Genomic DNA, 13323 nt, shown 5'->3' on the forward strand with positions numbered 1-13323 from the left:
CCGCTCCGTTTTCCGGAGTTTCACTCACCCAACTCGCTGCTGTCTTCCGCGACCTGACGGCCCGTCCGACGTTCCAAACTCTAGCCGATCCCCGCTCCAAAAAGCGAATCCAGCCACAATCCATATAAACGCGCACGCCGAATTCACCCCGAGCCGCGACCCGAAAAGCAGACGCGACCCGACAGAACCGGGAAGTGGTGTTTCGTGGATTGGCCGCCCCGGGACCGTCCGCGCCGATGCGTGTCCGGTGCTCCCTGTCGGGCAACTCGAAGAACACTAGACCTCTCGGGAGGGCGAGTCAAGAGCGGGTTTCGGCCCGGGGGCGGACTCCCCGGCCGGCAGCTGGAAGGCGAGGACGGCGACGTCGTCGTCGTGCTCGGAGGTGACGCCCATGGCCCGCAGCAGACGGGCGCAGATCACCGCCGGCGCGCCGGCGGCCCCGGCGAGGGTACGGGCCAGCAGGTCCAGGCCCTCGTCGATGTCCTCGTCCCTGCGCTCCACCAGGCCGTCGGTATAGAGGACGCCGGTGGTGCCGGGCAGCAGTCGAAGGGTGTGCGAGACGTGGACACCGTCGCCGGTGCCCAGGGGCGGGCCGTTCTGTTCCTCGCTGCGCAGGACGGTGCCGTCCGGGGAGCGCAGCAGCATGGGGAGGTGTCCGGCGGAGGCATAGGTGAGGGTGCGGGGCCGCGGATCCCAGACGGCGTAGGTGCAGGTGGCGATCTGGTTGGCGTCGATCTCCATGGCGAGGCCGTCGAGCAGACGCATCACCTCGTGGGGCGGCAGGTCGAGACGGGCGTAGGCGCGCACGGCGGTACGGAGCTGGCCCATGACCGCGGCCGCCCGCAGCCCCCGGCCCATCACGTCGCCGATGACGAGTGCGGTGCGGCCGCCGCCGATGCCGATGACGTCGTACCAGTCCCCGCCGACCGCGGCCTCGGCCCCGCCCGGCTGGTAGGTGGCGGCGACCCGGAGGTCGGCGGGCTGGTCGAGCTTCTGCGGGAGCAGGCTGCGCTGGAGGGTGACGGCGGCCTCGCGCTGGCGGCGTTCGGACTCCCGCAGCCGGGTGGCGGCGAGCACCTGGTCGGTGACCTCGGCGGCGAAGACGAGGACGCCGGCGGGCGGCCCGTCCTGGCCGTCCCCCGGCTCCGCCGCGTCGTGGCCGTTCTCGTCCCGGCCGAGCGGGACGCAGGAGACGTTGTAGTAGCGGTTGCCGGTGAGGCCGAGGATGCAGCGGGCCTTGACGCTGCGCGGCCGGCCGCCGCGGATGACCTGGTCCATCAGCGGCAGGACGCCCATGGCGCCGAGTTCGGGCAGGGCGTCGCAGGCGGGCAGGCCGGTCGGCCGGTCGCCGAAGAGCTCCCGGTAGGCGCGGTTGGCATAGCCGAGCTGGTGCAGCGGGCCGTACGTGACGGCGACCGGCGCGGGGATGTGGTTCAGCACCTCGCGCAGGTCCTGAGGCCGCTGCGGGCAGAGCGGGCTCGTCGGGTCGCGGGGGCTGGGGACCACGACGCCGTCGCCGGACGCCGCGCCCTGGTGGGTGTCGGCCCCGGTCGGCAGGGCGGCACGCCAAGGGACTCCGGTGAGCCGCGCGCTCCAGCGCATGAGGTTCAAACGACGGCCGTTTCCTCGGGTTTCAGGCATATCATCACTTTTTGTGTGCGTAGCAGCACACGGGGTAATGACTCGGTTGGGCAGATCCTGTCAGGCGGAGGCCCGATTCCGGAAGTCACGCGCGCCCGGCACGGCCGTCGGATCGGTCACGGCAGGTTCTCCGGAGCCCCCCTTCAGGCCGGCCGCTCGTCCGCGAGCCCGGGCCCCGGCTCCGGATCCGCTCCGGTGCCGGGACGGGAACCCGGACCGGAACGAGGGCGCGGCCCGGGGCCCGCCCCCGGGCCGAAGCCCGCCTCGAACTCCGACCGCGGATGCTCCAGCGTCCCCAGCGACACCACCTCGCGGGAGAACAGCCCGCCCAGCACCCAGTCCATCAGCACCCGCACCCGCCGGTCGGCGCTCGGCAGCCGGCGCAGGTGCCGCGCCCGGTGCAGCCACCAGGCGCGCCGGCCCGTGAGCCGCCCGCCGCGCCGGCTGTGGGCCACGGCCCGGCCGATGCCGAGCGAGGTCGAACAGGCGGCACGGTCCGGCCGGTACTCGGCGATCCCGGCCGCGCGGGGGCCGCCCTCCAGCGAGACCAGCACATTGGCGGCGAGCTGCTCGGCCTGGGCGAAGGCGTGCTGGGCGTTGGGCGCGCAGGGCGCGCCGTCCCCCCACGGGTCGGGCACGGCGGCACAGTCCCCGGCCGCCCAGACCCCGGGCAGCGCCCGCCCGTCCGGACCGATCGCCTGCAGGGTGGGCAGACAGCGGATCCGGCCGGTGGTGTCCAGCGGCAGGTCGGTGTCGCGCAGCAGCGGGGCCGGGCGCACCCCGGCCGTCCAGACCAGGGTGCGGGCGGCGAAGCGGCTGCCGTCCGAGAGCGCCGTCACCCGGCCCGCGGCGGACTCCAGGGTGGTGCGCAGCCGGACGTCGACGCTGCGCTCGCGCAACTGGGCCAGGGTGTGCGCGGCGAGCTCGGGCGACTCCTCGGCCAGGATCCGGTCGGTGGCCTCGACCAGGACCCAGCGCAGGTCCTCGGGGCTGATGTTGTGGTAACCGCGGACGGCGTACCGGGCCATGTCCTCCAGTTCGGCGAGCGCGCCGACGCCCGCGTAGCCGCCGCCGACGAAGACGAAGGTGAGCGCGGCCTGGCGCAGGGCCGGGTCCCGGGTGGCGGAGGCGAGGTCGAGCTGTTCCAGGATGTGGTTGCGCAGACCCACCGCCTCCCCGACGGTGGAGAACCCGAGCCCGTACTCGGCCAGGCCGGGGACGGCCGCCGTCCGGGAGACCGAGCCGGGGGCCACCACCAGGATGTCGTAGTCGAGTTCGACCGGCGCGGGCGGTTCGCCGCGGGCGGCGGGGTCGGCCCAGGCCCGGCGGGTGGCGTGCTCGATCCGGGTGATCCGGGCGGTGAGCACCCGGCAGTCGGGCAGGGTCCGGCGGAGCGGGACCACCACGTGCCGGGGGTCGATCGAGCCGGCCGCGACCTCGGCGAGCAGCGGGTGATAGGTCAGATAGGGCTGCGGCTCGACCACGGTGATCTCCGCCTCGCCCCGGCGGAGCCGCTCACCCAGGCCGCGCTGAAGGTGCAACGCGGCGGACATCCCGGCGCAGCCGCCGCCGACGATCAGAATTCTGATGGTGCGCCCCCTGCCGATGTGGCTCTGCCCGGACTACGCCCTCAATGAAGGACCGCCGGGGGCCCTCTTGTCCACAGTCCGTGCCGGGGCGGACGGGACGGAGAGCGGCTCCTGGGACCGAATGTGCTGTCGGGGTGACTTTCTGACGTACTTTCGGCCGCGAACTGCCGTGAACTATGGTCGGATTGTGTCTCGGGGCGGCCATCGCCATGACAACTGGCGGCGACGCACCGTGGAGCGGCCACTACGGCCAGTTCTAGTGTTGGCGCGAGAACCCGACTGCGGGACAGTCATCCGGGGAAGGGTAGTTCCCGGACGAAGCCCCGCGGAGGTGCCGACGCGCCGAGCCGGACGCGCAACCCGGCCCGGCTGCACCAGCCGTGGTGGAGTCGGCGTCGTCATGCGTGAGTGGTCATGCGTCACCTGGACGGCACGAGCGGCACGAGCGATGGGTCATCGGGTCATTTCTTACAGACGGAGCTGCACCGGGGGGTGCAGGGGCGGGCGCCGACAGGGTCCGGCATCGGACGCCTGCGGGGGAGAGTTGGGATGATGGAGCAGGAGCGACTGTTGGGGCGAGCGGGTGGGTCGCACGCAGGCCAGGGCGTGGTGCCGGAGCAGCGCGGCCCCGCGGATCTGCCGCCGCAGCACGGCATGCCGTACCCCGGCATGCCGTACCGGGCCGAGCCGCCACAGGGCGGCGGGCCGGCGCCGGGGGCCCGGCTGCGGGTGGATGCCCGCCGGAACCTGGAGAGCGTGCTGCGCGCGGCCCGTGAGGTGTTCGGCGAGTTCGGCTACGGCGCGCCGATGGAGGAGGTCGCGCGCCGGGCCGGGGTCGGGGTGGGCACGGTGTACCGGCGCTTCCCGAGCAAGGAGGTGCTGGTCCAGCGGATCGCCGCCGAGGAGGTCGCCTGGCTGACGGCGCAGGCCCGCGAGTCGCTGTACGGCGGCGGCGGGGCCTGGGAGGCGTTGGCCGGCTATCTGGCGCGGGCGGTGAGTACGGGTGCCGGGCGGCTGCTTCCGCCGGAGGCGTTCCGGTACGCGGAGGACCTGGGAAGAGTGCCCGGGCAGCGCGCGGTCGATCCGGCCGTACCGGGCGCCGTTCCCGGCGGCGTCCGGTACGAGTCGCTGGGCGCCGAGCCGCAGCCGGGTGCCGTCGGCGACCCGGCGTCGACGGCCGCCGACGCGGACCCGCGGCTGCTGCTGCAACTCCTCGCCGCCCTGGTGGCGCGGGCGGGCGCGGCCGGTGAGCTGCGGCCGGGAGTGACGGTCGCGGACGTGGTGCTGGTGCTGACCGCCTCGGTGCCGGTGCACGCCGCGCGCACCCCGCCGGCTCCGGCCTCGGCGGTGGCCCCGGTCCCGGCGACCGGCGGGCCGTCGGCGGCGGAAGGCGGGCAGGCGGACGGTCAACCCGCTGACGGGCCCTCCGACCGGCTGCTGCAGATTCTGCTGGACGGCCTGCGGGTGCGCTGAGCGGCGTTCCCGGGTGGCGCTCCCCACCCTTGGCATACCTGGGAGTTGACGGCTTCCCGGCGCGCTCGGAGCGGTCGCGCGCCGGGTACGGCCGATATCGCGGCGGGCGTCTCACCCGGGCCGAACAGATCCGCGACGGCTCCTCGGAAGAGTGGGTCGCGGCCGGTCCGGCTACCGCCCGCCTCTGCGCTATGCCATCCTTTGCCCGTGGTTGGAGCCAATGTCCCGATGCGCGCCGTTCGAGCGCTCTCGGCGCCGTGCAGCGGGGAACCGTGCGCCCACGCACTCCCGCACGCCCTGCCACACTACGGGGGCTGTCGTGGAATCTGGGGTCCGTTGTGAGCGCCGAGGAACAGAACGACTACGGCTACGGCCTCGACTTCGGCCGGGCCGACGCGGGCGGGCCTGAGGGCCGGTCCGGGGGTCCGGCCGCGGGCTCCCCCGCGCCTGGACCGGCTCCGGGCCCGGGGCTGGGGTCCGGGCAGGTGCCGGACCAGGCCGGGATGCCCAGCCGCGAGTCGTTCTCCGCCGCCGCGCTGCCGTCCAACCGGGTGCCGGGCCAGGCCCCGGCCGGCCAGGGCGGCGTCGCCCCGGAGGCCTTCGTCGGCACCGGCCGGCCGGCCCGCCCGACCGTGCCCGCCCCCGCCGACCCGGTGGACGGCGAGCGCCCGCCCTCCGACGCCGAGTTGACCGCCCGGGTGCGGGCCGGCGACGACACCGCGTACGAGGAGATCTACCGCCGGCATGCGGACTCGGTGCGCCGCTACGCGCGGACCTGCTGCCGGGACAGCTTCACCGCCGAGGACCTGGCGGGCGAGGTGTTCGCCCGCACGCTGCAGGCGCTGCGGGCCGGCAAGGGGCCGGAGTTCGCCGTCCGCGCGTATCTGCTGACCGCCGTGCGCAATGTCGCCGCCGCCTGGACCCGCAGCGAGCGGCGCGAGCAACTGGTCGACGACTTCAGTGTGTTCGCGCAGACCTCGGCCGCCACCGTGGACCTCGACCTGGCCGATCCGGGCGCGGACGCCTGGGCGATGGCGCTGGCCGACCAGCGCATGGTGATGCAGGCGTACGCCGAACTGCCCGAGGACGACCGGATGGTGCTCTGGCACACCGAGGTCGAGCGGGAGTCCCCGAAGACCGTCGCGGTGATGCTCGGCAAGACCGCCAACGCCACCGCCGTCCAGGCGCACCGGGCCCGCGACCGGCTGGCCGCCGGTTTCCTGCAGGCGCATGTGTCGGGCAGCCAGGAGCGGGCCTGCGAGGCGTACGCCAACCGGCTCGGCGCGTACGCGCGCGGGTCACTGCGCAAGCGCGCCTCGGCGGAGGTCGGCCGGCACCTCAGGGAGTGCGACCGCTGCACGGCCGCCTGCCTGGAGCTGTCCGAGATCAACCACGGGCTGCGGGCGCTGCTGCCCGGCGGCGTGCTGGTCTGGGTCGGCGTGGGCGGCTTCAGCGCCGCCGCGGCGGCCGTGGGCGGTGCGGCGGCGGTCGGTGGTGCGGCGGCCGGAACGGCGGCCGTCGCCTCGGGCGGTGCGGCGGCGGGCGGCGCGGGTGCGGCCTCGGGCGGTACCGGTGCCGGGGCCGGCGCGGCCGCGGGCGAGGGCCTGGGCTCGGCGGCCAAGGCCGGCATCGCCGCCGCGGTCGCGGTGGCCGCCGCCGCCGTCGCCGCGTACGCGCTGACCGGCTCCCCGGAGCCGAAGCCCCCGGTGGCCGCTCCCCCAGTCTCCTCCCCGGCCGTGCCCGCGCCGTCCCTGGCACCGGTACCGCCCGCACCGGGCCCGGCTCCGGTCGGCGTCGAACCGACGTCGGCACCGGAGCCGGCCACGAGCCCGGCCGCCACGCCACCGTCCCCGGCCGGGTCGCCGTCCCCTCAGCCGCAGGGCGCGCCCGTGCCCGCGGCCGGCCGACCGGCCACGTCGAAGCCGCCGGCGTCCCCGGTCACGACCGCGCCGAAGCCTTCGGTGCCCAGGCCACCGGTGCCGGTCGTGCCGACCCCGGTCGTACCGTCGATCCCCACCCCCGAGGTGCCGGTCGTACCGATGCCCACCGTCCCGCCACTACCGACCGTCCCGACGGTGCCGACCCCGACGGTCAGCCCGACCGTGCCGCCGAAGCCCTCCGATTTCTGGGCCGACTCCCTGCCGGTTCTGAAGCCCGGCAACAACCGGGTGCCGCCGCCGGTCCCGAGCATCCGGCAGAAGGGCAGCGACTGGTTCTGGCAGCGGGCCGGGGTCTCGATCGGCGGGGAGCACCACGCGCACGGCATCACCGTGCACGCGCCCGCCACCACGCTGATCGACCTCAACCGCGGTTGCACGTCCTTCGACGCGGTGGCCGGGGTGGACGATCTGACGGTCTCACCCGGCGGCGTGGTCTTCTCCGTGCAGGGCGGCGACGGCCGCACGCTGTGGACGTCGCCCGTGATGGGCACTGGCGACGCGGCGGTGCCCGTGCACGTGCCGCTGACCGGGCAGACGTCGGTCCGGCTGGTGGTCACCCCGGTGCACGGGGTCTGGTCGACGCTGAACGTGGCCGACTGGGCCGAGGCCCGCTTCAGGTGCGACTGAAGCGGGCCTCGGGGGGGCTGGCCGGAGCGGCCGGGCCGGGCTGCCGGCCCGAACGGACGGGCGGACCGGTCAGATCGCGCAGGAGCCGTCCGCGCAGGTCTCGCCGGCCGGGGCGACCTGCACCGGTGCGGGGCGGCGCTCGCCGATCTCGGTGGCGACCTCCTCCAGCACCTTGCGGAAGGTCTCGGCCTCCTGGCCGCCCTGGACGGCCCACTTGCCCTCGAAGACGAAGGTCGGCACGGCGTTGATGCCCAGCTCGCGGGCCTCGGCCAGCTGCGCGCGGACCTCGGCGGTGCCCTCGTCGCCCGCCAGGTACGCCGCCACCCGCTCGCGGTCCAGGCCGACGGCCGCGGCCACCTCGGTGAGCGCCTCGCGGTCGCCGACGTCCACGCCGTCGGTGAAGTGCGCCTTGAGCAGCGCCTCCTTCAGCCGCCCCTGGACCGCCACGCCGTACTCGGTCTCGGCCAGGTGCAGCAGCCGGTGGCCGAGGAAGGTGTTGGCGTGCAGCGCGGCGTCGAAGTCGTACGTGATGCCCTCGGCGCGGCCGAGCTCGGCCACCCGGGCGTCCATCGCGACCGACTGCGGCCCGTAGCGCTCGGCCAGCCACGCGCGGTGCGGGCTCGCCGTCGCCGGCGCGTCCGGCACCAGCTGGTACGGCCGGTAGACCACCTCGACGTTCTCCTTGCCCGCGAAGCCCTCCAGAGCCTCCTCGAAGCGGCGCTTGCCGATGTAGCACCAGGGGCAGGCGATGTCGGAGTAGATCTCGACCTTCATGACGGGGGTTCTCCAGGGGGTGGGGAGGATGCGTGTCGAGATAGGTGAACGATGAACCATCTCGGTACATTCCCGGCACCCGCCCGGCGCACCGCCCCGCCGTCCGGAAGCTCGGCGGCCGGGGCCCTGCGGCCCGGGGGCTCAGTGGTCCGGCGGCTCAGTGGTCCGGGGGCGCGGGGACGACCAGGACCGGGCAGGCCGAGTGGTGGACGGCCGCCGAGCTCACCGAGCCCAGCAGCAGCCGGGTGAAGCCGCCGTTGCCCCGGGTGCCGACCACCAGCGTGTGCTGCCGGGCCGAGGCGGCCAGCAGCACCTCGATCACGTTGCCGAGCACCACGTGCAGCGACAGCTCCCCCGCGTACGGGCGGCGGCGGGCCCGCTGAACGGCGGCCACCGAGCGCCGCAGGCCGTCCGCCATGCTCTCGACCAGCGTCTCGACGCTCTCCTGCACCAGTTCGGCCATGCCGGGCGGATAGCCGGCCGGGGCCGGGTTGACCACGGCGAGCACGTACAGCGGCAGACCGAACAGTTCGGCCTCGGTCATCGCCCGGTCCAGCGCCCAGAGCGAACCGTCCGAGCCGTCGCAGGCGGCCAGCACCCCGGGTGGACGGCCGGACGGCGGGCGTCCGAGCACCGACAGCACAACGGGGACGGACGGATCCGGGCTGGCGCTGGTCACCACGGCCTCCTCGGGGCGGGGGTACGGGACGGGACGCTCGCCATGATCGCCCGCCGGCCCACCCGCGCCGGCGAGCCGCGCCGGACACTCCAACGGCCTCGGGCCCCGCGGGCTCAGGCGAAGCGCGCCGCCGTCAGGGCCGTGCGTTCGGCGAGCGGCAGGCCGGTCCAGCAGGCGCCGTGGCGGCGGGCGCGGACGCGGCGCAGCCACAGCTCGGTGGAGACCAGGTCGGCGAGTCCCTCCAGGGTGCCGGGCGGCAGGACGGCGGACGGGTCGGCGGAGCCGGCCAGGCCGGCCCGGACGGCGGGGAGGTCGATCAGGCCGGCCTCCGCGAGCAGCGGGGCGTCGAAGAGTTCGGCGAGCCCGTCGGCGGCGAGCCGCAGTCCGGCCCGGGCGGGGGCGGCGCGGTCGGGGCGGGGGCCGCGGCCCCAGTCCGGCGGGAGGTCGGTGCGGCCGGCGCCGGTGAGGACGGCGTGCAGCAGGGCGTGCCGGGCGCCGGGCTGGAGCCGGACGTCGTCGGGCAGCAGCCGGGCCGCGCGGACCACCTGGTTGTCCAGGAACGGCGCGTGCAGCCGCTGGCCGGGCTGCTCGGCGGCGTGGACCAGCGTGCGGAAGGAGCGCGCATGCCGGTGGAGCGCGTGTCTGGCCCGACGCGCGCCCGGGTTCTCGGCGGGCGCCGGTTCGCGCGCCGCCAGGCGCAGCCGCAGGGCGACGGCGGAGAGCGCCTCGTCCGAGAGCCAGCGGGCCGCCGGGCCGGGGACGCACCAGGCCAGGTCGCCGGCGGAGCGGGCGCCCGCCGTGCCGCGCTCGTCCTCGATGTGCCGGACCGTCAGCCTGACCGCCGCGTCGTCGAGCGCGTCGGCGTAGCGGATCCGGGAGAGCCGGTGGGCGGCGCGGACCACGGTGAGCGGGGTGCGCAGCGCGCCCGCCAGCACGCCCACCGCCGCCCGGTCGGCACCGGCCAGCGCGGCGACCGGGGGCAGCAGTTCGCGCGGGCGGCCGGCCCGGATCAGGTCGGCGAGCCGGGCGGGGTGCCCGTCCAGGACCTGGCGGGCGCCGTAGCCGGTCAGGTGGTCGGTGCCGCCGGCGTCGAAGCGGGCCTCGGCGCGGGCGGCGGCGACCAGTTCGGGACCGGGCTCGTCGGTGAGCCGGCCGGCCCGCGGGTCGGCGCCCGGGCCGGCGTACGGAAGGGTGCCGGGGCCGGGGGCGAGCACGGTGTGCCGCAGCCGGGGGGTGTCGGGGGCGAGTGCGAGGGTGACCGGGCCGTCGGTCTCGTCGAGGGTGACGGCGGCCAACCGCTCCGGCCCCGGCTGTTCCCGGACCGCCGGGCGGGCCCAGGAGCCCTTCACGGCGCCGGTCCTGGCGCCCCCGCGCACGGCTGGCAGGCGTTCACCGCCACCCGGGGCGGCGGGGGCGAGCGGGACGGCGGCGGCGAGCAGGGCCACGGTCGCGGAGGCCGTCCCGTACGAGAGGTCGACGCCCAGCCGGGCCCGTCCGGCGTCGTCGGGGCCGGGCCCGGTGGTACGGACCCGGGAGCGGACGGATTCCAGCAGGGCCCTGGTGAGTTCGCGGACGGCCGGCGCCTCGCCGCGCGGCGGCGGGCCGCCCCCGGGCTCGTCGTAGGCGGCGAGGTAGGGACGGCCGCCGCGGACCGCCAGCGCGTGGCCGGGCGGGACGCGCTGCACCCCGAGGTAGGGCGTCCCGGTGCCGAGCGCCTCCGGCGACTCGGGGCAGGCGAGCCGGGCGGCGAGGTGGCCGGTGTCGAGGGGTGCGCCGATCAGGTCGGCGAGCGGGAGGGCGGCGGTGGCGTACGCGGTGCCGCCGCACCAGGGGGTGTGGAAGACGGGCCGGGCCCCGGCCAGGTCGGTGAGCAGCACGGTGGAGCGGGTGCCGCTGCGCAGCACGACGGTGTGGCTGCCGGGCCAGGCGGTGAGGTGGCGGACGGCGCCGCCGCGGGCGGCGGCGAGGCCGGCGGCGAGTTCGGCGTCGGAGGCGCCGCAGTGGCCGAGGACGGCGAGCCGGATGGTGGCGGGGGTGTCGTCGGCCGGATCGGGCCCGCCGGAGCCGGTGGTGACGATCGCCGGGGCACCGGGGCGGAGCGTGACCAGGCGGATCTCCTCGGGCCGCCAGTCACCGACCGCCCAGAGCGGGTTGGGGCCGGTCCAGAGGGGGCGCGCGGCGATCGGTGTCACCAGGGCGAGTGCTTCGTGCGCCGGTGTGCCCGCCCGGGGCACGCCCGTGCTCCAGCCCGTCAGCCACCGCATCGCGCCTCCACCGGACGAGGACCTGCACCGCGTGGCGCACCCGCCACCGGGCCGCCTCCCGCCGGCCCGTGGCACGCTGCGGCGGCTGCCCACCGCGATCCGGCGCACCGTCAGGAGACATGGTGCCACCGGTCGGACGCCCGGCGACCGGAGTTCTGGTTTCCGGTCCGCCGCGCCCGGCCCGGCCCACCGGCCCGGGGAGCGTCCTCGGCGGGTACCCGGAGGGCGGGCCGGGCCTCCCCCTCCTCGGCCCGGACCGCCGGGGCGACAACTCTTGTCATGCCCATCGCGAAATGGCTGAAAGGCATCGCCCGGTCCGGGAGGGCATCCGCATGCCCTCCCGGACTTCGCCACCACCCGCGGGGATTGAGGCGGCGGCATCCCCCGGCCCGCCGGGTCCTCGACGACGGGCCGACCCACGACCACCAGCGAATCGCCGACCAGCCGGTCGGGCCAGGGGGCACGGCCGGGCGCACATGGACACGGGACCGGAGCACAACGCTCCGGCGCGCGGCCGACCCGCACCGGTCCGGCCACCGGCGGGCGGTCCGGACCAACTCCGCCGCGGCGCGCGCCGACCACCGGCGGGTGCGCGATCCCGCCATCCGGAATGCGGCCTCTTAACCGTCGGAACGCGTCCGACTACTCTAGGTACAGCAGCTACGGCCCGGTGCCGCCCGGGCCCCGCGCACAAGGCCGCAGGAGGTGCCGCCGCCACCATGACCGTCAGCCCACGAGGACCGAACGAACGGCTCGGCACGCTCCTGACCCTCGCCCAGATCAGCAACGCCGGGCTGGCCCGAAGGGTCAACGACCTCGGCGCACAGCGCGGGTTGACGCTCCGCTACGACAAGACCTCGGTGGCCCGCTGGGTCAGCAAGGGCATGGTCCCGCAGGGCCCGGTCCCGCATCTGATCGCCACCGCGATCGGCGGCAAGCTCGGCCGACCGGTGCCGCTGGAGGAGATCGGCCTCGGTGACACCGACCCGGCGCCCGAACTCGGCCTGGCCTTTCCGCGCGAGGTCTCCGAGGCCGTCCGCTCCGCCACCGACCTCTGGCGGGTCGACCTCGACCTGCGGCGCGGCCCGGGTGGCGGCCGCTGGAGCGACAGCCTGGCCGGCACCTTCTCGGTGGCGGCCTACGCGACGCCCGTCTCACGCTGGCTGATCACCCCGGCGGACGGCTCAGTGGCCCGTGAGGCGCCGCGCGCGCCCGCCGAGCCGGGCTCGTACCGGGTCGGCCACTCGGACGCCGCCAAGCTCCGCGAGGCCGCCCAGGAGGCCCGCCGCTGGGACTCCAAGTACGGTGGCGGGGACTGGCGTTCCTCGATGGTGCCGGAGTGCCTGCGGGTGGAGGCGGCGCCGCTGCTGCTGGCCTCCTACAGCGACACGGTCGGCCGGGCACTGTTCGGCGCGACGGCCGAACTGACCAGGCTGGCCGGGTGGATGGCGTTCGACACCGGCCAGCACGAGGCGGCCCAGCGCTACTACATCCAGGCGCTGCGGCTCGCCCGCGCCGCCGCCGACGTCCCGCTCGGCGGCTATGTGCTGGCCTCGATGAGCCTGCAGGCCGGCTACCGCGGCTTCGCCGAGGAGGCGGTGGACCTCGCACAGGCCGCCCTGGAGCGGAACCGGGGGCTGGCCACCACCCGCACCATGAGCTTCTTCCACCTGGTGGAGGCGCGGGCCCAGGCCAAGGCCCGCAACGCGGCGGCGTGTGCGACGGCGCTCGGCGCGGCGGAGAGCGCACTCGAACGGGCTCGCGCCGGGGATCCCGATCCGGCGTGGATCGACTTCTACGCCTACGACCGGCTCGCCGCCGACGCCGCCGAGTGCTTCCGCGACCTCGGAGTGCCTTCCAAGGTCCGCCAGTTCACCCGGGAGGCGCTGGCCAGGCCCACCGAGGGCTTCGTCCGATCACACGGCCTGCGGCTGGTGGTCTCCGCCATGGCGGAGGCCGAGGCCGGCAACCTGGACGCCGCGGTCGCCGCCGGCGAGCGCGCCGTCGAGGTGGCCGGCCGGATCTCCTCCCAGCGCAGCCGCGAGTACGTGGTCGAGATGCTCCGCCGCCTCGAACCCTTCCAGGGTGAACGCCGGGTACGGGAGTTGACCGAACGGGCCCGCTCGATCCTGGTCGCCCCGGCGTGACGCCCGGCCGGCCGGGCTGTGAAGCCCGAACGCGGGGCCGGGACGCGGGCGCCTGACGGTAATTCGGATGCACCGACGGGAGAGGCCTGGCTATGGTCTCTCTCGTCCAGGTGCGCAGGCAGAGGTTACTTCCACTGTCAATGGGCGGGTCGCGGGTTCGAGTCCCGTCACCGGCTCCGGGCCGGTGTA

General features: G+C 76.0%; 7 protein-coding genes and 1 pseudogene. 3 read left to right on the forward strand and 5 right to left on the reverse strand.

Going from position 1 to position 13323, the window contains the following annotated elements; all coding sequences use genetic code 11:
* Positions 1 to 333 precede the first annotated feature (333 nt).
* Together ACIP82_RS27495 and ACIP82_RS27500 are read right to left on the reverse strand one after the other, a co-directional pair.
* A pseudogene (locus ACIP82_RS27495) lies at positions 334 to 1611 on the reverse strand (PP2C family protein-serine/threonine phosphatase); the annotation flags it as partial.
* A gap of 173 nt (positions 1612 to 1784) precedes the next feature.
* Positions 1785 to 3248 carry an FAD-dependent oxidoreductase gene (locus ACIP82_RS27500; RefSeq protein ID WP_363611061.1) on the reverse strand — a complete coding sequence of 488 codons (1464 nt, stop codon included), beginning with the start codon at positions 3246 to 3248 and terminating at the stop codon, positions 1785 to 1787.
* Positions 3249 to 3779: 531 nt separating this feature from the next.
* On the opposite strand from ACIP82_RS27500, the gene ACIP82_RS27505 reads away from it, so the two are divergent.
* Positions 3780 to 4703 carry a TetR/AcrR family transcriptional regulator gene (locus tag ACIP82_RS27505; protein ID WP_400657136.1) on the forward strand — a complete coding sequence of 308 codons (924 nt, stop codon included), beginning with the start codon at positions 3780 to 3782 and terminating at the stop codon, positions 4701 to 4703.
* Between the two features lie 338 nt (positions 4704 to 5041).
* Entirely contained in the window at positions 5042 to 7270 is a 2229-nt protein-coding gene (locus tag ACIP82_RS27510) for a sigma-70 family RNA polymerase sigma factor (RefSeq protein ID WP_400657138.1), read from the forward strand.
* Between the two features lie 69 nt (positions 7271 to 7339).
* Here the strand turns inward: ACIP82_RS27510 and ACIP82_RS27515 are convergent, their stop codons facing one another.
* The 3 genes from ACIP82_RS27515 to ACIP82_RS27525 form a co-directional block, all read right to left on the reverse strand.
* Complete coding sequence (locus tag ACIP82_RS27515) at positions 7340 to 8044, reverse strand: DsbA family oxidoreductase (protein ID WP_400657140.1); 705 nt, start codon at positions 8042 to 8044, stop codon at positions 7340 to 7342.
* A 157-nt stretch (positions 8045 to 8201) separates the two neighbouring features.
* The gene (locus ACIP82_RS27520; RefSeq protein WP_363610948.1) at positions 8202 to 8723 is read right to left on the reverse strand and encodes a universal stress protein; all 522 of its coding nucleotides are present in this window, start codon (positions 8721 to 8723) and stop codon (positions 8202 to 8204) included.
* 113 nt (positions 8724 to 8836) lie between these two features.
* Positions 8837 to 10987, reverse strand: a complete 2151-nt coding sequence (locus ACIP82_RS27525) for an asparagine synthase-related protein (RefSeq protein WP_363610950.1) — start codon at positions 10985 to 10987, stop codon at positions 8837 to 8839.
* 719 nt (positions 10988 to 11706) lie between these two features.
* Between ACIP82_RS27525 and ACIP82_RS27530 the strand changes: the two genes are divergently transcribed.
* Positions 11707 to 13134, forward strand: a complete 1428-nt coding sequence (locus ACIP82_RS27530) for an MFS transporter (RefSeq protein WP_363610952.1) — start codon at positions 11707 to 11709, stop codon at positions 13132 to 13134.
* Positions 13135 to 13323 lie beyond the last annotated feature (189 nt).

This window comes from Kitasatospora sp. NPDC088548 (assembly GCF_044753005.1).
GTDB lineage: Bacteria > Actinomycetota > Actinomycetes > Streptomycetales > Streptomycetaceae > Kitasatospora.

What these genes read in the sequence shown, in the direction of transcription:
- ACIP82_RS27505 (WP_400657136.1), top strand. Translation starts at nt 3,780, where the DNA reads ATGATGGAGCAGGAGCGACTGTTGGGGCGAGCGGGTGGGTCGCACGCA.
- ACIP82_RS27515 (WP_400657140.1), bottom strand. Translation starts at nt 8,044, where the DNA reads ATGAAGGTCGAGATCTACTCCGACATCGCCTGCCCCTGGTGCTACATC.
- ACIP82_RS27525 (WP_363610950.1), bottom strand. Translation starts at nt 10,987, where the DNA reads ATGCGGTGGCTGACGGGCTGGAGCACGGGCGTGCCCCGGGCGGGCACA.
- ACIP82_RS27530 (WP_363610952.1), top strand. Translation starts at nt 11,707, where the DNA reads ATGACCGTCAGCCCACGAGGACCGAACGAACGGCTCGGCACGCTCCTG.